The organism is Paenibacillus sp. TY11 (assembly GCF_059772165.1).
Genome location: NZ_JCBAIQ010000006.1, coordinates 113,634 through 137,734, shown reverse-complemented (window position 1 = coordinate 137,734; position 24,101 = coordinate 113,634). Strand labels below are relative to the sequence as shown.

Here is a 24,101-nt window from a genome sequence, read left to right as displayed (position 1 = left end):
TCATCCCCATCGACCACGGAGGGCTTACTTTATAGCTCATAGAAGTACTTTCTTACAATACCTTGGCAAGAAAATCACGGGTGCGATCATGGCTTGGAGTACCAAAAACCTGCTCTGGTGTACCTTGCTCCACAATTTGACCGTTATCCATAAAGATGATCCGATCGCCTACCTCGCGGGCAAAGCCCATTTCATGCGTCACGATCACCATCGTCATGCCGCCTTCGGCGAGCTTCTTCATAACATCCAGAACCTCTCCAACCATTTCAGGGTCCAAAGCAGAAGTCGGCTCATCGAACAACATCACATGCGGCTGCATGGCCAAAGCACGCGCAATCGCAATACGTTGCTTTTGACCGCCGGATAACTGGTTCGGATAGGTATTTTTCTTATCCTCAAGCCCCACGGTACGCAGGAGCTCCAGCGCAATTTTTTCCGCTTCCTTTCCTGACTGTCTTCTAACCTGCGTTGGTGCAAGCGTCAGGTTCTGCAACACTGTTTTGTGCGGGAACAGATTAAAATGCTGGAACACCATTCCCATTTTCTCCCTAGTCGCATTAATATTATGACCACGGGCCGTAATCGACTCACCCTCAAACAAAATCTCCCCGTCCGTCGGCTGTTCCAACAGATTCATACAACGCAAAAACGTACTTTTCCCCGAACCGCTGGGGCCGATGATGACGACTACTTCACCTTTGGCGATGTCTATATCAATGCCTTTTAAAATTTCGTTCTTGCCGAACGATTTACGCAGTTGTTTAACGGTGATCACTGGCTCTCAACTTCCTTTCCCATAAACCCAGCAGCTTAGATAAGCTGAATGTCATTACAAAATAAATAGCGGCGGCGATTACGAACGGACTCAATCCTTCGTAAGTAATATTTTTAATGACCTGGGCCTGATACATAATATCCACCATCCCAATGGTCGAAATAATAGATGATTCTTTAATGATCGTAATAAACTCATTACCGATAGCAGGCAAAATAGATTTGAACGCTTGCGGCAAAATGACGTGACGCATAGCTTTGCCTCGTCCCATCCCGAGCGAGCGAGCAGCTTCCATCTGCCCACGGTCTACTGCCTGAATGCCAGCGCGAAAAATTTCAGCCAGATATGCCGAGCTATTCAGGGATAATGTGATTATACCGGACTGGAGTGGCGTAAAATTGACGCCCAACGTCAAAGCAACCCCGTAATGAATGATCATGAGTTGCACCAGCATAGGTGTGCCGCGCAGTATCTCTACATAAGCTGTACCTAACCACTCAATAACACGAACACCACTCATCCGCAGCAAGGATATGATCAGACCAATGATGAATCCGAATAGTACTCCAAGCGCAGACAGCAACAGGGTGTAGCCGATGCCCGTAGCGTAAAAACTGCGGTATTTCCAAAAAATATCTACAATGTTATTCGAAGAAACCTGCCGATCCGCAGAAAGTGCACTCGCTTCTGTGGAAAACTTCTCAATCGACCCGTCTGCTTTCAGGCGAGCCAACGTTTTATTTACAGAGGCAAGCAATTCTGCATTCCCCTTACGGATACCTACAGCTGTTTCTGCCCCCTCATCCTCAGGCACCGCCTTGGCAAGTGTTACAGTACCATCTAACGTGTATCCTTTAGCAACCGTATCTTCGATTACAACAGCGTTGATACGCTGGGTCCGAAGCTGGAGTACCAGATCGGATATTTTGTCCAGTGAAGTTACAGAGGCATTGGGCACTTTTTGAGCAATCTCTTCCTGAATACTCCCCTTTTGCGCGCCGATCTTCTCGCCTTTCAGAGCAGCCATCGTTGAATATTTGTCCTTATCCTCTGGGCGTACCATAATGACTTGCTTGGAGCGATAATATACATCCGAAAAATCAATGCTCTTTCTTCGTTCATCCGTCGGTGTCATACCAGACAGTACCAAGTCTACGCGACCACTTTGCAGAGCAGGCAGCAAAGCGTCAAAACTCATGTCCTCAGGGACCATCTCCGCACCCAGATCCTTAGCGATTTCCTTGGCGATTTCAACATCGAACCCAACAATGGTATCCTTACCATTAATGACTTTATGAAACTCATACGGCGGAAAGTCGGCACTCATGCCTACTACAAGTTTTTTCTGTGGCTTTTCTTCCGTTCCGTATGCAGTGAGCGTGGGAAGACCAGCCAACAGCAAGATAACCGCCGTCAAAACCAGGGCGGTAAAACGATATGCCTTTTTCAATCTTTTTTTCTCTCCTTAAATTCTTTATAATAAATAAGATTGTGTCATTATAAATGAATATGCATGATTATGCAATGAATGTTATAGTACAATTTCAGTATACCTAACGCAGTACCTACATTACAGCCTTATATAAAGGAGTTTTCAGCATGGATTTTAAACAGACCATTCAACAAACAATTGAGCAACATGCCCAACGGTTTAAGGACATATCGTTATATATTGGCGCAAATCCTGAACTTGGAAACGAAGAATTTTTGGCCTCTGCTCGTTTAAAAGAAGAACTGGTTTTTCACGGATTTGAGGTCCAGGCACCGGTATTAGGTATAGAAACAGCCTTTATTGCCACTTATAAAGCAGCCAAACCCGGACCGGTTGTCGCTTTTCTGGCAGAATACGACGCTCTGAAAGGTCTCGGACACGCCTGTGGGCACCATTTGATATGTATGATGAGTACCGGTGCTGCCGTCGGCCTCAAATCGATCATCGACGAGACGGGTGGAGAAGTACGGGTATACGGCACACCTGCCGAAGAAACACGCGGTGCAAAGGTTCCGATGGCGGCTGCCGGGTTGTTTGATGATTGCGACATAGCGCTTATGACGCATCCTTATGACCGTTACGAAAAATCAGGAAAATCGCTGGCGATTGATGCTGTACAGTTCGAATTTTTTGGTCAATCCGCCCACGCAGCTGCCAGTCCGCATGAAGGCATTAACGCGCTGGACGCTGTGATTCAAACGTTCAACGGCATCAACGCGTTCCGTCAACAAGTCAAAAGTACAGTACGTATCCATGGCATCATTAATCAGGGTGGGCAGGCAGCCAACATTATTCCTGATTACGCCTCTGCCCAATTTTATGTGAGGGCTGCTACACGTCAAGAACTGAATCCGCTGACCTGCCGTGTTATTCAAATTGCTGAAGGAGCTGCTTTACAGACCGGGTGTCGTTTGGAGACCTCCAATTATGAGACTTCTTATGATGAAATGGCGACTAACCGTGTACTTTCTGATACCTTTACCGCAAATTTGGTGCAGGCTGGCATTTCACAAGAAGACATAACGGAAGGCGAAGATCACGGCTCCATGGATATCGGAAATGTATCGCTTCATTGCCCTGCTATCCATCCGTACATTCAAGTTATTGACGAGAAGCATGCCTTGCATACACCAGAATTTCGCGATTTGGCGATGCAGGACCGGGCAATGGAAGGAATGCTGCTGGCCGCGAGAACCTTGGCATGGACTGCTTGTGATGTAATCACGAATCCTGAACTGCTGACCCAGATTAAAGAAGAATTCGCTCTGCTGAATAGCGAAAACTAAAATCTTAATTCCGTCTTCTTTCAGAAAGGAGCAGCCATCATGAATAGTATGAGTAGCTTTTGGACGTTGTTTGTTGTGGTTGACCTCATCATTTTGTGGTTTATATTTCGTGCAATACGCAGGAACCGGGGAAACAGAAAAACGCGCCGCCGGAATGCATTTTTCCTCAGCTCCCCGTCTCCTTCGTCCCTTGCGCAGCAACGTCATCCGGAGATTACGGAGCTGATGCAGCTACTGGAGCAATCCATTCCGGTCTCCTATGCTCATAGCGTAAGGCGACGTGTAATGGAAGCCCATCCTGAACTGACGGAGCAAGAATATGATTGGCGCTGGCATGAGCTAAAACGATACTTTATGCTATGCGCGATTATGAATCGGGTGCCTATGTTCAGTAGTGATGTGGATGAATTATGGCACGAAATGTTGATGTTTACCCGCGAATACCAGCAATTCTCGGAAGCTTTTTTTGGTCGTATGCTTCACCATGCGCCCCATTCGGGCGGCTCTCAGCCAATGCCGGAGGAGCGGGCGTGGTTTGACTGGTTATATGTGGAGTGCTTTGGCTGGAACCGCTATAGCGCCAGTTTATGGGGAACTTTTTTTAATCATCCGTTACCGAACGACGAGCTTTCACATTATTACAAACTGGCAGCCTCGGCGCAACCAGCAGGTGACCGGTGGAATACTCAGGCGAATCTAGGCATTTCACAGCAGGCACAACAAGCGGTTCATAAGATTGTACAACATCTGCGTGAGCGGGTGAATAAAGCGGTAGATGATCCTGAGGGTAAGCAACTGCCTAAGGTCAACTATTTACAGGTCGACTATCTGCTATTGGCTGTTGTGTGGTATTCATGGTATCAACCTGATCAATTTGCCACACATATGCACCCGGATGCTACAGGCAATGCCGCACTAGCCAGCTCATCCGGCTGTAGCTCTGCAAGCGGCTGCTCGAACTGGGATACTCACCACTCACACCAGCATTCCTCCCATGACAGCTCTCATGGTGGCGGCTCTTCGTGTGGAAGCAGCTGTGGTGGCGGGGGCGACTGATCACAGCAAAAAGGGAATTCCTCAGCCAAACACTGGCTAATTGGGATTCCCTTTTTCATTAACATGCCTATGGTATTCCTACTCTGTTCAATCGGTCTTTGTTAACGAACGGTAAATATCCATATATGCTTCGGCTGAAACATCCCAACTATACTCTCCTGCAAAAGCCGTTTGTGTAAGCTTCGACCAATGCTTAGGTTGGCGATAAAAATGAACAGCACGACGAATCGTATGCAGCATGTCATGTGCATTGTAGTTTGTGAAACTAAATCCGTTTCCTTCACCTGTGGACTCATTGTAAGCCTGCACAGTATCGTTTAGGCCCCCTGTCTCTCGCACAATCGGGATGCTTCCATAACGAAGCGCCAGCAGTTGGCTGATCCCGCAAGGCTCAAACCTCGATGGCATAAGATACATATCGCTTGCTGCATATATTTTTCGTGACAGAGGTTCGCTAAAAGCGAGCTGCGCGGACATTTTCAGGGGATAGCGTCCCGCTGCTTCCCGGAACCAGTGCTCAAAAGCCGGATCCCCTGTACCCAGCACGACAAACTGGATATCGTCATAATACAAGATTTCGTCAAGCACTCTCGTCACCAGATCTAGCCCCTTCATATCTACAAGCCGGGTTACCATGGCTATCATAGGTACGTCCGGACGCACCGGCAGACCCAGCTCCTTTTGCAGGCCTACTTTGTTTTCCTTTTTCTTTGCCAGACTCGTGCGATACTTCGTATAAATACGATTGTCCGTGGCAGGATTGTAGCTTTTGGTATCAATTCCGTTCACAATCCCCGACAAACGTCCCTGCTCTCCAAGCTTACGCAGCAGTCCTTCCAGTCCATATCCGTAAAATTCCGTCTGAATCTCCTCTGCGTAGGTAGGACTTACTGTTGTGACATGATCCGAATAGGTCAGCCCACCCTTCATAAAATTCAGTCTGCCATGATACTCCACACCCTCGGGGGTGAAATAGCTCCCGTCCAGGTTCAACAGTTCTGTTAAGACCTCATACGGAAAATCCCCCTGATACAGCAGATTATGTATCGTAAACACTGTGCGAATATCGCTGTAGAAGGGCAAATGTCGATAATCGGCATTCAGAAGCAGTGGAACCATCGCCGTATGCCAGTCATGACAATGCAGAATATCCGGCTGAAAATTCAGTTCAGGCAGCACTTCCAAAATAGCCCGGTTAAAAAAGGAAAAGCGTTCTCCATCATCCATATAACCATAAATACCGTCACGACCGAAGTAATACTCATTGTCTATAAAATAAACCTTGATTCCGTCTAATGTCAGTTCCTCTATTCCACAATATTGATCACGCCAGCCTACGGCTACTTGCTTCACCGCTACCGGGCGTAAAGAATTGGTATACGTATCAGGGATACCTGCATATTTAGGCAAAATGATTCGGACGTCGCACCCCGCCTGTCGAAGTGCCTTCGGCAGTGCGCCAATGACATCAGCCAACCCTCCTGTTTTAATAAATGGATGTGCTTCCGCTGCCGCAAACAAAATATTCATATGTGCTTCCTCCCTATTGGTTAATCTGCTTTTTTAGGCCTCCGGGGCGCCTTCTTGAGTATAACGATGCTCAGGGATGGAATGGTCACCTCCAAGCTGTGAAGCTGTCCGTGACAAGGAATTTGGGCGGTCCGTATCACTCCGGAGTTCAGCTGGCCACTTCCTCCAAAATCCTTATGGTCGCTGTTCAGCATCTCCATATAGCTCCCTGCCTTTTGCAATCCAATTCGATAATTTTCTCTTTTCACGGGCTGAAAATTAATAAGGACAACCAGCGTATCTCCCGGCTTTTTGCCTTTACGTAAATACGTAATTACGCTCTGTCCACGGTCTTCAGCTTCAATCCACTGATAGCCGTCCCACGAATGGTCCAACTCCCATAATGCCTTTTCCTGAATATACAAATGATTCAGTACTTTCGTATATGCGTGCAGAGAGCGGTGACTGTCATAGTCCAGCAAAAACCAGTCAAGTTGATCCTCATCCTTCCATTCAATAAATTGACCAAATTCCCCTCCCATAAATAAGAGCTTTTTACCTGGTGAAGTCATTTGGTAGCCGAGAAGCGCCCGTAATCCGGCAAATTTTTGTTCATAGGTGCCCGGCATTTTATCAAGCAGCGACTTTTTACCATGAACGACCTCATCATGCGACAACGGAAGTGTAAAATTTTCGCTGTATGCATAGGCTATGGGGAATGTCAGCAAATTATGGCGCTCCGGCCGTTGTTCAAACTCCGATCCCATATAATCAAGCGTATCGTTCATCCAGCCCATATTCCATTTGTAATTGAAACCGAGTCCCCCATCGCTTACCGGTGAGGTCACCATCGGCCAAGCACTGGACTCCTCTGCCATCATGAGCGCATATGGATAATAGCGGAATACCGTCTCATTCAGTTGTTGAAGGAAGGCGATTGCCTCCTCATTTTCAATCCCTCCACTGGAGTTGAGGCGATATTGTCCGTCCTGTTTTTCAAAATCCAGTCGTAACATACTCGTCACTGCATCCACACGCAGGCCATCAATATGGTACATATCCATCCAGAACAACGCATTGGAGATCAAAAAAGAACGTACTTCTGGCTTGCTATAATCAAACGTTAGTGTCCCCCAGCCAGGCTTTTCCGCGATTAGTGGGTCCGCATATTCGAACAGGGGCGACCCGTCAAATAGTCTTAATCCATGAGCATCCTTGGCAAAATGGGCCGGAACCCAATCCATAAGCACTCCAATTCCCGCCTGATGGCAACGATCCACCAAATACATAAAATCATGCGGTTCACCGTAACGGCTTGTGAGTGCAAAATATCCGGTGAGCTGGTAGCCCCAGGAGAGATCATATGGATGCTCACTCAGCGGCATCAGCTCAATATGGGTATATCCCATATCGGTCACATAAGGCACAAGAAACTCAGCCATTTCCCTGTATGTATAAAACGTACCGTCTTCTTTTTGCCTCCAAGTGCCCAGATGAAGCTCGTATATATGAAGAGGCTTTCCATAAGGTGCTCTTCGTTTTCGGCGCCAAACCGCATCGTTCCAAACATAACCATTCAATGAAGCGACTACAGAAGCCGTTGCCGGTCTCACTTCAGCACGTACCGCGTAAGGGTCTGCTTTCAGAAACCGTTCACCGTTTGCACCCGTAATGTCGTATTTGTAAAAAGTTCCTTGGGATATCCTCGGAAAAAAACGACTCCAAAAACCGGATTTGGGAACCCTATATAAGGAATCCTGTTCCCCATTCCAGTTGTTGCGATCTGTAGCAAGCCCGACATGGAGAGCATGAGGAGCCCAGACCGTAAAACGGACGCCCTGTTCTCCGTTCTCCACAGTAAGGTGGGAACCCAAAGATCGGTAGCTGTGATAAAGCGTTCCTTCATGAAACAAATAAATATCTTCCGATGAAATAGCCTGTTGCGGAAGAGTTTGGTCTGTCATCACGTCACCACCCTTATATGTTTGTAAGTACAAAATGTATGATTTGGTAATGCATTCGCTTTTGGGTCAAAGCTGACCTGAGTTATTACCCCATTCTAGCCACAATGAACAGAAAAATGACTATGAAAAAAATAAACCTTAGTTTTTGGGGAATCTTATATACCTGATGGTTTCAAGAGCACCCCATACCGTTTATGTATGTACTACAACAGACAACTAAACCGGGAGGGAAACGAAATGTTTAATAAAGAATGCATTGCCATGCTGCTGGCAGGCGGAGAGGGACGCCGTCTTGCTCCCCTTACTTCAACGATTGCAAAACCCGCCGTACCTTTTGGCGGTCATTACCGAATCATCGATTTTCCTCTCAGTAACTGCGTAAATTCAGACATTGATACTGTAGGTGTACTGACGCAATATGAGGCGGAATCCTTGCACGAACATATTGGGGATGGAACGCCATGGGGTCTTACAAAAACAGATGACAAAGGAATTACCCTGCTTCCATCTTATAATACAGGTAACGCTGAATACTTAGGAACGGCAGACGCTATTCATAAGAATATCGAATATATTGACAGCCAAAATCCAGAGCATGTGCTTATTTTATCCGGTGACCATATTTACTATATGAATTATCGTGAAATGCTGAACTACCATAAGGAAAAAGGAGCTGCGGCTACCATTTCTGTCATGGAGGTTCCTTGGGATGAAGCACACCGTTTTGGTGTTATGAGTGCCGATGAAGAACTGCGCGTCACAGAATTTGCAGAGAAGCCGGAAAAACCGGAAAGCAATTTGGCCTCCATGGGGATTTACCTTTTCAAATGGGATTACTTGAGAAATTACCTATTGGAAGACGCACAGGATGCTCAATCCAGTCATGATTTTGGTAAAGATATCATACCTAAAATGCTGGCGGACCAAGAATCTTTATACGTTTATGAATTCCAGGGCTACTGGAAGGACGTAGGTACTGTTAAAAGCCTATGGGATTCCCACATGGATTTGCTGCAAGAAGATTGCGCTATTGACCTGCAACGCAGGGACTGGCCGATGTATACGCGTGAACGCCGCACAAGGTTGAGCGCACAAAAGGTACCTGACCGTAAAACGCAGTCATTGGGTAGCCTGCTGCATGATTCCTGCCAAGTAGAAGGCCAAATTGAACGCTCCGTTGTATTTAGTGGCGTCGAGGTTGGTAAAGGCTCAGCGATCAAAGAAAGTATTGTTATGCCTGACACACGTATTGGGCGCAACGTGCATATTGAACACGCGATTATCGGTGAAGGTGCTGTGATTCGTGATGGTGCCGTCATTAAAGGTAATCCGAGCGAAATTATGGTCATCGGACCCAATGAAACAGTATTTGGAAAAATGGCGGTCCGGCCGCAGACTACACGTATGCTGAAAGAAGCCTATGAGCGTAATACACGCTTGCGTGCTGAAGGTTTTACTTCATAACGGTACCCCAAAATTTCAAACAGCCAGCCCTCCAATATAGTGAGGACTGGCTGTTTTTCTGATTACATCTATACCCTTAGCATTCAGTTATAAATCTAGCCTTCAGTGAGTTGCAGTGGCTCTACAGGTTGTTCGGCTTGCAAAGCAGGCAATGAAACTGTAATGGTGGTGCCTGCTCCCAATTCACTTTTGATGAGCATTTGCCCTTGATGGCGCTCCACAAACTGCTGTGAGATTGCCAGCCCCAATCCTGTACCGCCATTTTGATGGTCTACCTGGAAAAAGCGGTCTCTTACTCTGGCAAGGTTTTCTTCACTAATCCCGATCCCTGTATCCTGTACGGATATCTCGATATTGCCTTCATTCCGTTGCAAAGACAGAAAAATAATCGAGCTTTCATGGGAAAACTTGATAGCATTATCCACAATGTTCAAAAATACCTGTTTTAGACGGTTACCGTCTCCATGGACGAGATATGCCGTTTCCTCCGAATCCAGCTGGAGCTTAATCTGCTTCATTTCTGCCTTGGCCCATACGTTCAGCATAATTTCCTGTAAAAGCTCCCGAAGATCCACCGTTCCCATCACAAGCTTCATGGCATTTTGTTCCAGCTTGGAAAAATCGAGAATTTCCTCCACCAAGCCAATCAGCCGATCCGTCTCCTTGGAAATAATCTGCATCCCGATTTTCGTCTCTTCCGGGTCATAGCCGCCAGAATTTAACGTTTCACTCCAGCCCTTAATGGAAGTAAGCGGAGTACGCAGTTCATGAGATATGGATGAAATAAAATCATCCTTGATTTGATTCGTTCTGACAATTTCCTGTGCCATGTAGTTCAGCGTCGAAGCCAGTTCACCCAACTCATAGCGATAATCGCCTTCAATGCGTGCATCAAACTTCCCCTGCGCCATCTGAGCGGATACATCGCGGATATTGTTAATCGGCCTAACAATGGAATTGGCGAGTCCTGTACTCACCACAAACACAATGATAAGTACAGCTGCCATGATACCCACGGAAAACAGCGTAATGGTAAACAGCTTATCGTTTACCAGTTCCAAGGAAGTTGTATACCGGATAATATACACTTGGTCTCCGGCGATATTGTCCAGCTTTTTGGATACCGCCATCACCTGCTGCCCCGTACCCGCCTGCTTTCCGATCCAACTGCCCGTATCCCCTGCTAGCGCTTGTGTCACATCACTCGTCTGCACACTTAAATCTGCTGCAAAATTCGTCGAGTTATCAATTACATTCCCCTGTTCATCGAGCAATTGCAGTTCAGTGTTGGGTAGAGAAAATGTATTCAGCAAATACGATTGTAAGGATTGCTCCGGCTCTTTGAATTTAGATGCAAATTCACTTACCGATGAGATGCGGTTCTCGATTTTTTTATAAATGGAGTCATAATAATACGACCGGAGGAGAATCATGAAAATGACCTCTACTAACAGAAGCGCCAAGAACACTACAAAAAAATAGTGAAGCACAATCTGTCTGCGAATTCCCTTTTTGATCATTGAGACTGACCTTTCCATTTATATCCATGTCCCCACACTGTTTGTAAAAAAGCAGGCTCGGAAGGATTGTTTTCAATTTTCTGCCGCAGACGTCGGATGTTCACATCCACAATTTTCGGATCGCCCATATATTCCTTGCCCCATACGTGGTCAAGCAAAACATCTCGGCTGAGCGGTGTGTTTTCTTTTTCCAGGAAAAATTGAATCAGGGAAAACTCTGTCGGCGTCAGCTCGATCAGCTGTCCGTTCTTCTTAAATTGCTTAGCAATCAAGTCCAGTGTGAACGGACCGGACTGGAAGGACACCTTGGCTGCCGTTTCGCGATGTACATTCACCCGACGTAATAACGATTGAATACGTGCAATCAGCTCCGTCGGGCTGAAAGGCTTGCTCACATGATCATCGGCCCCTACAGACAAGGCATACACCTTATCCTGCTCCTGTACCTTAGCGGTGAGAAAGATAATGCCGATGCGCTCATTCGTTTCCCGAATTCTCCGACAAACCTCGAAGCCATCCATCCCGGGCACCATTACATCGAGCAGTGCAATATCAACATCCCGCACCGTGTTCAAAATATTCAGAGCCTCATGCCCTTCGGACGCCTCCAGCACCTCAAAACCGTTACGTTTCAAGTTAATGACGATAAAACTACGGATGGATTCCTCGTCTTCCATGATTAAAACTTTACTCACTCTATTCTACCTGCCTTTCCCCCAACTTGTTTTTAATGGTTTTACGTGGTTCCAGTTCACTGGATCGCTTAATGCCAATTACCTGTGCATTCGTTCGCCATAATTGGCTATATCCTTCGTTGTTTCGTTCCCATTGTGACAACGAGAAATATTTTATTTCCGCTATCGTTTTGTCCGTATCGTCCAGAATGAACCGTAAATAGCTGTCCTTATTTGAAACTTTCGGATCAATGGTGACCTTTCCGTGCAGCTCCTTCGGTAACCTGAAATAAACCTGTTCGTTAGAATCACGATACTGCTGCTGCTTGAAAATCGTTCCTTTTGCCCCGTCCCACTGATAGAACGATACAAAATATGGAACCTCATCCAGCGGCTTGTTACTCCAGCCTTTAGGCTTCTCCAAATTACCAAATTCCAGAATACCGTCACCATCCACATCACCACTGGCGATGGTCGCATCCTTGAAGGTAACATCCATGAGATTAAGCTTCCTGAGCTTGCCGTGATCCATCACAATGACATTGGAAACGGTAGTGGTCTGGGCAATATTGGTGTCAATAATGATCCCCTGCCTATCCTCCGCTACTTTGCCAGCGACGACATTATAGACACTTAAGACCTGACTGTCCAAATCCAACGATCCGATTTCCTTAAAGGTTCCCCCGCTGAATTGGAATGTTTTAACCGTAAAGAATTCATTACGGCGCAGCGTGATAATCGTCAAGTCATTCAAATTGTCCCCGTTCAAGTCCATCTTGTTATGATTAAAATCGTCTACGACGAAGTCCGTATAACCTGTAGCATATATTTTTTCCAGAGTTCCTCCGGTATAGGAATACACGATGAGCCCCTTCTGATCCCCGCCATCTCCACTATCGCCGCTGGAAAAACCCGCTACAATATCAAGCGTACCGTCATTCGTTAAATCCACGAGCTTAAATGATTCCAACACAGTGCCTTCTCCATCAAACGTCAGCTTCTTTACCCAAGTTCCACCCTGATCCTCAAACAAGGCACCATGTATTTTTACGCTCTCATCTGGTGTTTCATAAAAGAGCACTGCTTCGTCTGTGCCGTCATTGTTCAAATCTCCCGTCCGAATTGGCGTAGGGTCATCTGGGTCATTCGGCCTTAAAGGCTGTACCGCCCCTAGTTGCGTAATCACTGCACCATTCAACTGCTGCTTCTCGTCAGACATTGTCGGTGTTTGCATTAGCGAAATTGGATCGCTAATGACATTACAACCGCTTAAAAATCCAGCAAGGAGCAGCAATGTGCAGCAACCAGCCACCATTCTCAACAGCATTATTTTCACTTTTCTTGCCGTCCCCTTCACAATTTGTTCTTTTCTGCTTGTGTCAACCGTCTTCCCTGGATATCAAACACCAGTTCGCCATCATTCAATCCCCATATACGAGAAGCAAAGCGTTCAGCCATTTCCAGCGGCAGTACAGTAATGATTGTCACTCGCTCGTCAGAACACAGCTTACGAAATGTCTCTAATACATGGGCCGCCGAAGCCGGATCAAGTCCATTTACAGGCTCATCAGCCAAAATGACCTTGGCTCCGTGAACGAGAGCACGCGCAGTCGCTACCCGCTGTCGCTCGCCGCCACTGAGCTTGTCGCATTTATCATGCGCCTTATCGAGCAGGCCCAGATCCTCCAGTACGTCCATTGCTCCCATATAATCGTCGGAACGCACCATGCCAGTCACCATTCTCCACAGTGGAGTTTGACCGGATCTGCCAATGAGCACATTTTTGAGAGCGGTCCGATTCATATTTAGATGCGGGTTTTGCTCCAGGTATGCCCATTCTCGCTTTATTTTCATCTTGCCCGTCCACCCGGATTTCAGCACATCATTGCCACCTACAATTAAACTGCCTTCTTCCCATGGCTCTTGTAAAGCAAGACAGCGTAACAGCGTCGTTTTGCCGCTTCCACTTGGCCCCACTATGGCAATGAATTCGCCCTGATGAATTTCAGCATCAATTCCTCGAAGTAACAGGGTCCGTTCAGGCCCCACTTGCCTGGTCAGCTTCCGAATTTTAATCATCTATGTGATTCCCCTTTATCCGCCATCAATACTGTTTATATTTTATAGTAAATGTGAAACAAATACCATGCAAACCGCAGTTTTAAACTCCCGGTACTCTTTTTCTGGAAAACAGACCTAACAATCCGAAAACAACGTAACTTCCTCCAAGGACAAGAAACATGCTGCCATGGGTTCCAAAGTCCAGAAGTCCTCCGCTAATATTAGGTCCGATCACACTTCCCAGATTAAAATGAAAAGATGCCAGTACATTGGCAGCCGCCAAAAATGATTTGGGCAGCAGATCAGCAGCATAGGCCAAACCGAGGGAGAAAAAGGAGCCTACTAAACCACCTGCTATGGTCAGCAATACCAAAGTGAACATAAAATGATTGCCGCTCCATGGTAACAACATAAAGGTCAAACCACCTGCTATACCTACGCTCATTAGCACCTTTTTACGTCCCCAGCGGTCACTCAATATACCTAACGGCAGTTGCAGCACTAGCCCTCCCAAACTGACAAACGGCAGCAAGGCGGCGATTTCATCGGTATGAAATCCAATGCGCAGACCATAGACCGGAAAATTGCTGTTCAGGCTCGCTTCCATATAGCCGTATAGAAATGCAGGCAATAGAGCGTACCATGCCCAGCTGTAGCTGCGCCGGAATCTTTGTGCGGGACGTGCCTCGGTTTCCTGCTTCTCCGGTCTGGAGTCCGGTAGCTTGATTAACACCAACAGCAAAACAAGCAAGCACAGTAAGGCCAACGCAGCAAATGGAACCAGCATTCCATAATCGAGTAGCCATAAACCCAGTGGTCCTAATGCAAAACCCAAACCGTACGACATACCATAAAAGGAAATGTTGCGACCTCGATTCTCTGCTGGAGTCACCAGCAATATCCACAGCTGGGCGGAGTAGTGCAGCGCACTGTCACCAATACCTACTAGCAGACGCAGTACAAACCATACCCGAATATCAGGGATTAGCGGGAACAGCAGCAACGTAATGAGCACAAGCACAAGCCCTCCGGCCATGAGCTTTTTGAACCCCAACCATCCCAAAGTCCGTTCAGCCACCAACGTCATTGCGAATGAACCAATATACAGCGCAGCCGCATTCATTCCATTTAGTGAAGATGAAACCCCCATTTGTTCCAATGAGATAGACAGAATGGGTAATAGTAAACCTTGACATAATCCGGCAACAATAATAACTGCAATTAAAATAAAATAATGAACCCGTAACGACGACGACATCACAGCTCCTCCTGGTAGAACAAATAAAATATCAGCATCATAAAATGATTGTTAAGAAATGATTTGCATTTGATTCCATAATCAATAATAATTCTTATCAATATGTATGCTATGTCATCCTGAAAAACCTGCAAAACACATACAAATTAAGGTGTTTTTAGTGCATTAAAGAAAGAAAGAAAAAAATCGCCATCTGAGATGACGATTTTACGGAAAGAGCTTGTCTGGTATGTATCCGACTCCGTTCGGTTAAGGAGCCTCGTATTGTTCAATCCGAACCCGTTCACGTCACAACGCACTGTTTCATATTATAGTGGACAATGCCCGGCAGAACAAGCCATAATAAATAAGTGAGCAATTTCAAAATGCTCATGTTGTGCTTATGGACGGGCTTAATTACGTTCACCGCTCTGGGCTAGAAGACAGAATAGGAGGCATTTGGTTCCATGAGTTATCAAATTAAAATAGACACTTCTCCAATTTACGAATTGCTCGGCAGCTTCATGGCCTATGTAACTAAAAAATGGGTACAAGATATGGACTTAGGCCATGAATGGATCGATAAGGTGGATGCACGGCTACAACATGAAGTTCGTACTGAGCTTGCTACAGCTCAGGATTGCCCTTTTAGCGACTATGACGCACTCTATGCCTGGGCGTTACTTCGACCGGAATCGGATGAAATATCCGATTACATCTCTTATTTAGACCACGGTCCGGATAAAGATATGTTTGAGCTGCTTGTTCCGCATATCCCTTTTTTAACCTTTGAAGAATCTTTACGCATTCGTAAGGTATACGCACCACTCCTCCGATTGTGGGATCGTGATTATTTTCGGGCTTTGGAAGGCGAACTGCGCGTGTTGGCAGAGGAAGACGCTGCGGAAAAGCGCATGCTGCTGAGTAAAATGGAACCGGAAGCACTGGTTGAATATGCGACAGCTGGACTAGTCGTGCCACATATGGAAGATTTGGATACGGTAGTCCTGTTTCCGGTCGTACATAATCGCCCAATTAATTCATACTGTTTTTATACCCGCACGCTGCTGATCCAGTATCCGGTAGATATCCCCGAGGAGAGCGAGGAAGAACCGCCTACGCTTCTACTACGGCTTACTCGTGCGGTCAATGATCCGCAACGACTGCGAATTCTGCGTTATGTGGCTCAAGGTCCTAAGTCTCTCGAAGATATGCGCCATGATTTGAGCCGCTTAGAAGATACACTCATGTCTGATATGATGATTTTGCGAGTGGCTGGTCTGCTCCGCATTCACATCGGACGCTATCATAAAGAAAAATTCAGTATCCGTCCCGACGGTGCGGCTGATTTACAGGTATTTTTGGAATCCTATATTGGATTGTAATTTGAATCGCACCTTTAGTTATAACCGAACACCGTTAAAGCTTTGGCTTGGAAGGAGTATGCATCATGTCGTATCCGAAGCAGCACATTTTATTTGATCTGGATGACACTTTGGTCCATTGCAACAAGTATTTTGACCTTATTCTCAACCACTTTTTCGATTTGCTTCAGGAATGGTTTGCAGCCCATAACCTAGCAAAAAATACGATTCGCGAAAAACAAATCGAAATTGATGTGGCTGGGGTTCATCAAGTGGGGTTTGCCAGTGAGCATTTTCCACAATCTCTGATAGATACGTACCAATTTTTCTCGGAACAATTCGGACGCCGTGTAGATTCTCAGGAAGAACAGGAGCTTCGCTCGCTTGGTCGAAGTGTGTACGAGCAGGAAATCGAACCGTATCCGGGCATGGTCGAAACGTTGAACTCACTCCAAAAAGCAGGACATTCCCTCCATCTTTATACTGGCGGTGAGCAGGTCATTCAAGAAAGAAAAATTGAACAAATGAAGCTGGCTACCTACTTTGATGACCGCATCTACATTCGTCAGCATAAAAATGTTGAAGCACTGGAAGAAATCATCCAGCTGAATCGCTTCGACCGAAGCATCACCTGGATGATCGGGAATTCTCTGCGCACTGATGTATCTCCAGCCCTTGCGGCAGGTATTCATGCTGTGTATCTCAAGCAGCCTAAGGAATGGGTTTACAATATGGTTGAATTGCAAAAAAACGTGAACTCCGTGATGTATACGATACAGAAGCTAACGGAAGTGCCACGGGTTATCCACGAAAGTATACAATTGCATCAACAAAAAAGGACCCTCGGATAGAGAGCCCTGCAAAGAGAATACAATTTCTGTAAAAAGTAACCCAGTACCACGCCGGTACTGGGTTTGCTGTATACTGGAAGAAAAGGAAAAGCGAGTTGAGTCGTTTTGCTGCAACCAGCCAAACAATTAACCCTGTCGTTTCATGCGGAGTTATGAAACTGACCAAGCTCCTACGCGTCCAAAGTGAATAGACGGATGCCGATTCCCAGCGTGCTGTCTTACCTGGCGCTACTTGGCGAGACGGTAGAGGAGCTACTACTTTGATGTAGAGAAGTGTAAAACCGGCCCTTAACGCGGAAGGTGCTACAAGCTAGGTGCCCGAAGTAAGACGTACTCGATTCGGATCTTGGCAGAACACTTCAAGAAGCAGATTGAGTTTGAACTCAGCGACACGTTTAAAGAGCGAATTCAAGCGCAGATCGATCATTGAACATAAAAATGCAGAGATGAAGAGATTTCATGGTATGGGAACAGCCAGATACCGGGGTCTTTTCCGCATGCGATTACAAGCTTACCTCACTGCATTCGCTGTAAACGTAAAACGAATGGTGAAGCTAATAGAGCAAAAGCAAGGCTTTTGCATGGCTCTCTCGAATAGGATCCTTTTTTCGTTTTTAAAACGTTATTCAACCTTCTGATTCTGTCAAAATAGTGGTCTGAACCCTGTCTTAGGCTTCCTCACGAACGCTAAGTTGTCCTGTACCTGGTTCATTCAGAACAATTCGCGCTTTGACGGTCGATCCATCTTTCCGCTTAAAAGACAACAATTGTGTCTGTCCCTTCGTTAACAGAGACTTGAGCATCGTTTCGGTGATCTGCTTGCCAGCATACTCCTTCCAGACGACAAAGCCACAGCCCTGCTTGTAGTGGCTGCACCCATACCCTTTACGGCCTTCAATAATGCTTCCGCCGCAATTGGAGCGTGGGCAGCTGCCCAACGCTTGTCTTTGGCTCGCTGAAGTGCCTGACGGCCCGTTGGACGAGCCGCGCACTGCTCTTACAGCGGAGCCTGCCATACTCGCAGCACGGCTTGCTGGCGGCGCTTCTTGCTCCAGTGTTGCGCTTCCAGCGCTGCTACCGCGTCCTGATGTAGCGCGTCCCGTCCCTTTGGCGGTGGCGCGTCCACTCGCACCTGTACTACGGGTGTTTCCCTTCCCCCCCGAACGATTGCCTCTGGCTTCCTCGCCAAAGGCATTTGCCGGAGCCGGTGGCTGCTGCTTCACCTTGTCAATGATGGACAACGTAAATCTTTTAACGTTATCCATAAATTTCTCCTGAGCTGCCTCACCCTTGGAAATTTGATGTAGACGACGTTCCCATTGACCTGTCATTTCCGGTGAGGCTAATAAATCAACCCCGGCATGACGGATCAGGTCAATAGCCATCTTTCCCTTATCAGTAATAAGAATCTTTTTGCCCTTCATTTCAATGTAGCCGACCTTCTTCAATCGTTCAATTGTGGCAGCCCGTGTCGCAGGTGTGCCTAAGCCGGCATCTTTCATGACCTCGCGTAATTCCTCATTCTCCATCTGTTTGCCCGCGCTTTCCATCGCTTTAAGCAATGTACCCTCCGTGTAGCTTTTAGGGGGCTGAGTCGCCTTTTCTTTCATCTCGGCGCGAACACAATCCACCGGACGTCCCGCATCAATCTCAAACTTCTTGTCCGTCCACTCGTCCGTTTCCTCTTCATCCTCTTTTTTGGATGATTTGCTCTTTTTACCTTTATCCTGGTCAGCCTTGCTCAAAACCACTTTCCATCCCAAGGAAAGAAGCTCCTTGATATTTGTCTTAAACAGATGCTTGTCCACCTGCGTCATTACAGTATGCATTTTATATTCAGCAGGTGGGAAAAAATGTGACAAAAACCTGCGAATAACCAGGTCATATACATTTTGCTCCTCTTTGCTTAGTGTTCCTGGCCTTTTTAACGTCGGCAGAATAGCATGGTGATCCTCAACACGAGACGGATTGCAGACCGATTTATTCTGTTTATGGACCAAATTGGGGTTTGCTTGTTGTACCAGGTCAGCATAAGGACCTGTCCCCAGCATCCGTAGTGCCTTGTGCATACCGTCTATATTTTGCTCTGTCACATAGTTAGAGTTGGTACGCGGATAGGAAATGACCTTGTGACGCTCATAAAGCGCTTGTGCCACATCCAGTGTTTTTTTGGCCGAATAACCGTACTTGGCATTCGCCTCGCGTTGAAGCAGCGTCAAATCGTACAATTTAAAAGGATACTCCTTTGTCTGCTTCGTGTCATACTTGGTAATCTTACCTGTTTTTCCGCGAACCGCCGCAGCGATCTCCTCAGCTTCTTCCGGCTTCGTCAGTCGATCCCCCTGCCACGCACCTTTGTACTTGATCTGACCTTGCTTAAACTCAGCCCAGACGTCATAGAAGGTTTGAGACTGAAATGCCTCAATTTCCTTTTCCCGATCATGAATCAATGCCAGCACGGGAGTCTGCACCCGCCCTACCGACAAGAGTGTGTTATGTCGTGTTGTGAACGCTCTGGAGGCGTTCATGCCGATCAACCAGTCCGCTTCACTTCGTGCCCGCGCAGCTTGAGTCAGAAATTCAAACTCCGAAGCATCTCGCAATCGTTCAAAGCCTGTCGCAATACTTTCCGCCGTCAAATCTGAAATCCACAGCCGCTTAACCGGCTGACGTAACTTTAACTGCTGCTGAATCAACGCAAAAATATATTGCCCTTCCCGTCCAGCATCACAAGCATTTACGATAGCATTGCAGCGTTTAGCCAGTTCACCAATCATTTTCAGCTGATCCTTTGTTTTCGGATTCGGTACAATTTTGAACTGCTCAGGGATAATAGGAAGATCTTTAATATTCCATCGTTTGTACTTAGCATCGTATGCATCCGGCTCAGCCAAACCCAGCAAATGTCCGATCGCCCAGGTTACAATGTATTTCTCCCCTTCCAAATAGGTACGATTATTTTTAGCCCGTGGCTCCATAACAGCGGCAATCGTCCGTCCCATATCTGGTTTCTCAGCAATAATCAACGTCTTCATTCATACTCCATTCCTTCCTGACGGCCTTCTGTTTCTCCTCCATGAATCATACATAACCATGGAATGTTAATGAAAACACAGGTATCCCGGCCTCATGCAAAAGGAGCCTTCTCCCGACGAAAGCTCCTTTGTAAATTCATTTAGTCTAACGCTTCAACAATATACGTGTATTATACCATAGATATCATAGTTCTCTCAGGTCATGATTTTATGTAGCCTTGGAAAGGATCATATTATTATCTTTATAAAGTCTTATGAAAAAGAAAAATCATTCCAAACTACACCACAAGCAAATAAAAGTTATGTGTATGTTAATTTATATGACGCAAATATCGGTTTTAATCTTTTTTTCTTGCGAAATCATTCATTTTTCTATAAAAAAACTACACCCAACACCTTTTTTTATGTTATGATCATTATAGATAAGAAATATATGACTAGTTAATTGAATATGAGTCATATTATATGACATTTAATTTACAACATTTTTATTCCATCATAGAAAATTTGTTTCAGAAAAATACTGCAATCCAATAACCGTTATATGTCACTTCTGAGACACTCAGCTTGAAATGCAAAATAAAGCCCCATCCGAAGATGGAGCTTTGACTTGATCCGTAACATAAAATTATAATTACACCAAAACGGTAGCACCCATGAGGTATTTATCAACCTCACGTGCAGCTTCTCGACCTTCATTAATAGCCCACACGACAAGACTTTGTCCGCGACGCATATCACCCGCAGCAAAAACCTTATCCACATTGGTAACATATTTCCCATAACGTGCTTTAACGTTGGAGCGGCGATCCGTCTCCAAACCAATTTGCTCTACAATCGTTTGCTCAGGACCATCAAATCCAATGGCAATAAGAGCAATTTGTGCCGGGAATACGCGCTCCGTACCTGGAATCGGTTGATAGATTTTACGCCCCGTTTCATCCACAATACGTTGAATTTGAATGGTGTGCAGCTCTTTCAGATTACCGTTCTCATCACCTACAAATTTGGTCGTCATGATGGAGAACTCACGCGGATCTTCTCCGAACAACGCCTTCGCTTCCTCTTGTGCATAATCGAGAGAGTACACGTTCGGAAATTGCGGCCAAGGATTGGCAATTGGGTCACGCTCCAAAGGAGCTTTGTTGTGTGTACCAAATTGAGTGACACTCCGACAACCATGCCGCAAAGAAGTAGCTACACAGTCCGAACCCGTATCACCGCCGCCGATTACAATAACATCCTTACCTTGAGAGGACAAATAGTTGCCATCTTCCAGATTGGAATCCAAGTAACTTTTGATGGTACCATTCAGATAATCCATCGCATAATGAACACCCTTCAAATCGCTACCTTCAATGTTGAATTCTCTTGGCTTCGTAGAACCACCGCATAGGACAACCGCATCATATTCAGCAATCAACTGATCGGTAGGGATATCTTTGCCGATTTCCGTATTTGTGATGAATTGAATACCTTCAGCCTCCAGCAAATCCACACGCCGCTGAACAACCTTCTTATCCAATTTCATGGACGGTATGCCATACATTAATAATCCACCCACACGGTCTGCACGCTCATACACAGTCACGCTGTGCCCTGCTTTGTTAAGCTGTGCAGCTGCAGCCAAACCTGCCGGGCCCGAACCAACAACAGCCACTCGTTTGCCTGTACGCTTTTCTGGCGGATTAGGGACAACCCAGCCTTCCTCAAAACCCTTTTCGATAATAGCTTCCTCAATGGTTTTAATTGTAACAGACTGTCCGATCAGGCCGACTGTACACGAACCTTCACATGGCGCAGGACAGACACGACCTGTGAATTCCGGAAAGTTATTCGTTTTGTGCAGCCGCTCTAGCGCTTCCTTCCACAAACCACGATATACGAGATTGTTCCATTCCGGAATGAGATTATGAACCGGGCAGCCTAAAGTTGCTCCCATGATATCCATCCCCGTATGACAATAAGGAGTTCCACAGTCCATACAACGCGCCCCTTGGGTACGCAGCTCTTCTTCAGACATATGCTTATGGAATTCTTCCCAATCCTTTATACGCTCTGCCGGGTCCCGGTCTGTAGGAAGCTGTCGTGTGTATTCCATAAATCCAGTTGGTGTAGACATGTTACGTTCCCCCATCTCTTCGCTTATGAACCCCGATCATCCATTCAGAATTTAAGTCAAATTCGAATTTGTCTGTTTGTATCATGAAAGGGTCTGTTCTCGTTGAATTTGATTTATTGTATCACAATACAGCGTAAAAGTAATGAAAACTTATGCAACTTTTTGCATCAACACCAAAAGGATTTTTTATATGGTTTATTAATTTTTCAAATGAGTGGGGTCGGATACAGTCTATTCTTATTCCGTTCTCTCGTAAACAACAAAACGGTACTCATATGGATTTCTGTCATCCTTGATACCCGGAGTCTCACTAACTATATTCCAACCGTTCCAATCCAGCTCAGGGAACGTTGTATCGCCTTCAAAAGTCTCCTCAATCCGAGTCACAATCAGCCGATCGGCATGTGGCCAAAACAGTGCATAAATCTCTGCTCCTCCAATGACCATTAGCTCCTCCTGCTTTGCTAATTGGAGCCCTTCTTCCAGTGAATGAATCACTTCCGCACCTTCCACCTGATAGCGCTGATCTCGAGTCAAGACGACGTTACGTCGGTTTGGCAGGCTTTTTCCTCCAAAGGATTCCCACGTCTTGCGTCCCATGAGTACCGTTTTATTAATCGTCTGTTCTTTGAAAAAGGCCATGTCTCTAGGGAGGCGCCAGGGAAGTTTGTTATCTCGGCCGATCACACCATTTTGTGCCATAGCCCATATCATTGAAATGCCCATTTTTCCACCTCCTCTAATCAGATGGCGACAGGCGCCTTAATCCCTGGATGATACTCGTAATTTTCAAAAGCAAAATCGTCATAGGTATAATCAAAAATCGAATCCGGTTTGCGCAGAATTTTTAACTGAGGCAACGGATAAGGATCACGTTCCAGCTGTGTATGCACTTGTTGCATATGATTTGAATAAATATGCACATCGCCGCCTGACCAAATAAATTCGCCGGGCTCCAAACCACACTGCTGTGCAACCATATGCGTAAGCAATGCATAACTCGCGATGTTGAACGGCAGCCCTAGAAAGGTATCCACAGAACGCATTGTTAGCATACAGGAAAGCTTCCCTCCAGCTACATAGAACTGAAATACAAAGTGACATGGCGGCAACTTCATGGATTCGATTTCTGCCACATTCCAAGCACTGACGATGTGTCGTCGTGAATCTGGATTATTTTTAATAGCCTCAATGACATTCGCAATTTGGTCAATATGTTGTCCGTCTGTTGTTTCCCACGAGCGCCATTGCGATCCATATACAGGCCCCAGATTCCCCTGCTCGTCCGCCCACTCATCCCAAATGGTAACTCCGTTCTCCTTGAGATAAGAAATATTGGTATCTCCCCGCAAAAACCATAACAGCTCATGAATAACGGATTTCAAATGTACTCTTTTGGTGGTCACCAAGGGGAAGCCCTTGGCCAGATCAAAACGGAGTTGTCTTCCGAAAACAGATAGTGTACCCGTTCCTGTACGATCCTCTTTTTCCACTCCATTCTCTAAAATATCCTCCAGCAATTCCAAATAGTTGCGCACGTTATTTCTCTCCTTTGAGCATGAATAAAAACCTAGCATCACCAAATTCTAATCTTAAAAATTCTCTTTCTGCACCAATATCTATATTTAGTTTATCATGTACGGTACTTTGTTGACCATGTACTGTGTGAATTTTCATGGTAGTCCTGAAAA

19 protein-coding genes and 1 pseudogene are annotated in these 24,101 nt (G+C 46.0%); 6 read left to right on the top strand and 14 right to left on the bottom strand.

The window, feature by feature from the left end; translation table 11 throughout:
* Positions 1-52: 52 nt before the first annotated feature.
* Both AC6EJC_RS08250 and AC6EJC_RS08245 read right to left on the bottom strand, forming a co-directional pair.
* Positions 53-775, bottom strand: coding sequence for an amino acid ABC transporter ATP-binding protein (locus AC6EJC_RS08250; protein ID WP_444953533.1), 723 nt, complete (start codon positions 773-775; stop codon positions 53-55).
* Positions 762-2,225, bottom strand: a complete 1,464-nt coding sequence (locus AC6EJC_RS08245) for an ABC transporter substrate-binding protein/permease (protein WP_444953532.1) — start codon at positions 2,223-2,225, stop codon at positions 762-764. The genes AC6EJC_RS08250 and AC6EJC_RS08245 overlap by 14 nt, the downstream gene beginning before the upstream one ends.
* Before the next feature lie 149 nt (positions 2,226-2,374).
* Here AC6EJC_RS08245 and AC6EJC_RS08240 point away from each other — a divergent pair, with 149 nt between their 5' ends.
* The gene (locus AC6EJC_RS08240; RefSeq protein WP_444953531.1) at positions 2,375-3,553 is read left to right on the top strand and encodes a M20 family metallopeptidase; all 1,179 of its coding nucleotides are present in this window, start codon (positions 2,375-2,377) and stop codon (positions 3,551-3,553) included.
* A gap of 39 nt (positions 3,554-3,592) precedes the next feature.
* The gene (locus tag AC6EJC_RS08235) at positions 3,593-4,609 is read left to right on the top strand and encodes a UCP032817 domain-containing protein (RefSeq protein WP_444953530.1); all 1,017 of its coding nucleotides are present in this window, start codon (positions 3,593-3,595) and stop codon (positions 4,607-4,609) included.
* Positions 4,610-4,696: 87 nt separating this feature from the next.
* On the opposite strand, the gene glgA is transcribed toward AC6EJC_RS08235, so the two are convergent.
* A complete protein-coding gene (gene glgA, locus AC6EJC_RS08230) occupies positions 4,697-6,139 on the bottom strand; it encodes a glycogen synthase GlgA (RefSeq protein WP_444953529.1) in 1,443 nt (480 codons plus the stop codon).
* A gap of 20 nt (positions 6,140-6,159) precedes the next feature.
* On the bottom strand, positions 6,160-8,082 hold the full coding sequence (glgB, locus tag AC6EJC_RS08225) for a 1,4-alpha-glucan branching protein GlgB (protein WP_444953528.1): 1,923 nt from the start codon (positions 8,080-8,082) through the stop codon (positions 6,160-6,162).
* Between the two features lie 237 nt (positions 8,083-8,319).
* Between glgB and AC6EJC_RS08220 the strand changes: the two genes are divergently transcribed.
* A complete protein-coding gene (locus tag AC6EJC_RS08220; protein WP_444953527.1) occupies positions 8,320-9,546 on the top strand; it encodes a glucose-1-phosphate adenylyltransferase in 1,227 nt (408 codons plus the stop codon).
* Between the two features lie 95 nt (positions 9,547-9,641).
* Here the strand turns inward: AC6EJC_RS08220 and AC6EJC_RS08215 are convergent, their stop codons facing one another.
* The 5 genes from AC6EJC_RS08215 to AC6EJC_RS08195 form a co-directional block, all read right to left on the bottom strand.
* Positions 9,642-11,066, bottom strand: a complete 1,425-nt coding sequence (locus AC6EJC_RS08215) for a sensor histidine kinase (protein ID WP_444953526.1) — start codon at positions 11,064-11,066, stop codon at positions 9,642-9,644.
* Entirely contained in the window at positions 11,063-11,761 is a 699-nt protein-coding gene (locus AC6EJC_RS08210) for a response regulator transcription factor (protein ID WP_444953525.1), read from the bottom strand. Before AC6EJC_RS08210 ends, AC6EJC_RS08215 begins: the two co-directional genes overlap by 4 nt.
* A gap of 1 nt (position 11,762) precedes the next feature.
* Positions 11,763-13,097, bottom strand: a complete 1,335-nt coding sequence (locus AC6EJC_RS08205) for a hypothetical protein (RefSeq protein ID WP_444953524.1) — start codon at positions 13,095-13,097, stop codon at positions 11,763-11,765.
* On the bottom strand, positions 13,094-13,819 hold the full coding sequence (locus AC6EJC_RS08200) for a phosphonate ABC transporter ATP-binding protein (RefSeq protein WP_444953523.1): 726 nt from the start codon (positions 13,817-13,819) through the stop codon (positions 13,094-13,096). The genes AC6EJC_RS08205 and AC6EJC_RS08200 overlap by 4 nt, the downstream gene beginning before the upstream one ends.
* An 82-nt stretch (positions 13,820-13,901) precedes the next feature.
* Positions 13,902-15,059 carry an MFS transporter gene (locus AC6EJC_RS08195; RefSeq protein WP_444953522.1) on the bottom strand — a complete coding sequence of 386 codons (1,158 nt, stop codon included), beginning with the start codon at positions 15,057-15,059 and terminating at the stop codon, positions 13,902-13,904.
* 446 nt (positions 15,060-15,505) lie between these two features.
* Between AC6EJC_RS08195 and AC6EJC_RS08190 the strand changes: the two genes are divergently transcribed.
* The 3 genes and pseudogenes from AC6EJC_RS08190 to AC6EJC_RS08180 form a co-directional block, all read left to right on the top strand.
* Positions 15,506-16,423 carry a hypothetical protein gene (locus AC6EJC_RS08190; protein WP_025722652.1) on the top strand — a complete coding sequence of 306 codons (918 nt, stop codon included), beginning with the start codon at positions 15,506-15,508 and terminating at the stop codon, positions 16,421-16,423.
* Between the two features lie 65 nt (positions 16,424-16,488).
* Complete coding sequence (locus tag AC6EJC_RS08185; RefSeq protein ID WP_444953521.1) at positions 16,489-17,253, top strand: HAD family hydrolase; 765 nt, start codon at positions 16,489-16,491, stop codon at positions 17,251-17,253.
* A gap of 253 nt (positions 17,254-17,506) precedes the next feature.
* Positions 17,507-17,891: pseudogene (locus AC6EJC_RS08180) on the top strand (transposase); the annotation flags it as partial.
* A gap of 30 nt (positions 17,892-17,921) precedes the next feature.
* On the opposite strand, the gene AC6EJC_RS08175 reads toward AC6EJC_RS08180, so the two are convergent.
* The 5 genes from AC6EJC_RS08175 to AC6EJC_RS08155 form a co-directional block, all read right to left on the bottom strand.
* Positions 17,922-20,288 carry a type IA DNA topoisomerase gene (locus AC6EJC_RS08175; protein WP_444953520.1) on the bottom strand — a complete coding sequence of 789 codons (2,367 nt, stop codon included), beginning with the start codon at positions 20,286-20,288 and terminating at the stop codon, positions 17,922-17,924.
* Positions 20,289-20,922: 634 nt separating this feature from the next.
* On the bottom strand, positions 20,923-22,410 hold the full coding sequence (locus tag AC6EJC_RS08170; protein WP_444953519.1) for a glutamate synthase subunit beta: 1,488 nt from the start codon (positions 22,408-22,410) through the stop codon (positions 20,923-20,925).
* Positions 22,411-22,647: 237 nt separating this feature from the next.
* The gene (locus AC6EJC_RS08165; RefSeq protein ID WP_444953518.1) at positions 22,648-23,136 is read right to left on the bottom strand and encodes a dihydrofolate reductase; all 489 of its coding nucleotides are present in this window, start codon (positions 23,134-23,136) and stop codon (positions 22,648-22,650) included.
* 17 nt (positions 23,137-23,153) lie between these two features.
* Complete coding sequence (gene thyA / locus AC6EJC_RS08160; RefSeq protein WP_444953517.1) at positions 23,154-23,948, bottom strand: thymidylate synthase; 795 nt, start codon at positions 23,946-23,948, stop codon at positions 23,154-23,156.
* A 1-nt stretch (position 23,949) separates the two neighbouring features.
* Entirely contained in the window at positions 23,950-24,087 is a 138-nt protein-coding gene (locus AC6EJC_RS08155; RefSeq protein ID WP_444953516.1) for a hypothetical protein, read from the bottom strand.
* Positions 24,088-24,101: the final 14 nt, after the last annotated feature.

Coding starts and splice junctions, on each gene's coding strand:
- AC6EJC_RS08240 (WP_444953531.1), top strand. CDS start 2,375: ATGGATTTTAAACAGACCATTCAACAAACAATTGAGCAACATGCCCAA.
- AC6EJC_RS08235 (WP_444953530.1), top strand. CDS start 3,593: ATGAATAGTATGAGTAGCTTTTGGACGTTGTTTGTTGTGGTTGACCTC.
- glgA (WP_444953529.1), bottom strand. CDS start 6,139: ATGAATATTTTGTTTGCGGCAGCGGAAGCACATCCATTTATTAAAACA.
- glgB (WP_444953528.1), bottom strand. CDS start 8,082: ATGACAGACCAAACTCTTCCGCAACAGGCTATTTCATCGGAAGATATT.
- AC6EJC_RS08220 (WP_444953527.1), top strand. CDS start 8,320: ATGTTTAATAAAGAATGCATTGCCATGCTGCTGGCAGGCGGAGAGGGA.
- AC6EJC_RS08215 (WP_444953526.1), bottom strand. CDS start 11,066: ATGATCAAAAAGGGAATTCGCAGACAGATTGTGCTTCACTATTTTTTT.
- AC6EJC_RS08200 (WP_444953523.1), bottom strand. CDS start 13,819: ATGATTAAAATTCGGAAGCTGACCAGGCAAGTGGGGCCTGAACGGACC.
- AC6EJC_RS08195 (WP_444953522.1), bottom strand. CDS start 15,059: ATGTCGTCGTCGTTACGGGTTCATTATTTTATTTTAATTGCAGTTATT.
- AC6EJC_RS08190 (WP_025722652.1), top strand. CDS start 15,506: ATGAGTTATCAAATTAAAATAGACACTTCTCCAATTTACGAATTGCTC.
- AC6EJC_RS08185 (WP_444953521.1), top strand. CDS start 16,489: ATGTCGTATCCGAAGCAGCACATTTTATTTGATCTGGATGACACTTTG.
- AC6EJC_RS08175 (WP_444953520.1), bottom strand. CDS start 20,288: ATGAAGACGTTGATTATTGCTGAGAAACCAGATATGGGACGGACGATT.
- AC6EJC_RS08170 (WP_444953519.1), bottom strand. CDS start 22,410: ATGTCTACACCAACTGGATTTATGGAATACACACGACAGCTTCCTACA.
- AC6EJC_RS08165 (WP_444953518.1), bottom strand. CDS start 23,136: ATGGGCATTTCAATGATATGGGCTATGGCACAAAATGGTGTGATCGGC.
- AC6EJC_RS08155 (WP_444953516.1), bottom strand. CDS start 24,087: ATGAAAATTCACACAGTACATGGTCAACAAAGTACCGTACATGATAAA.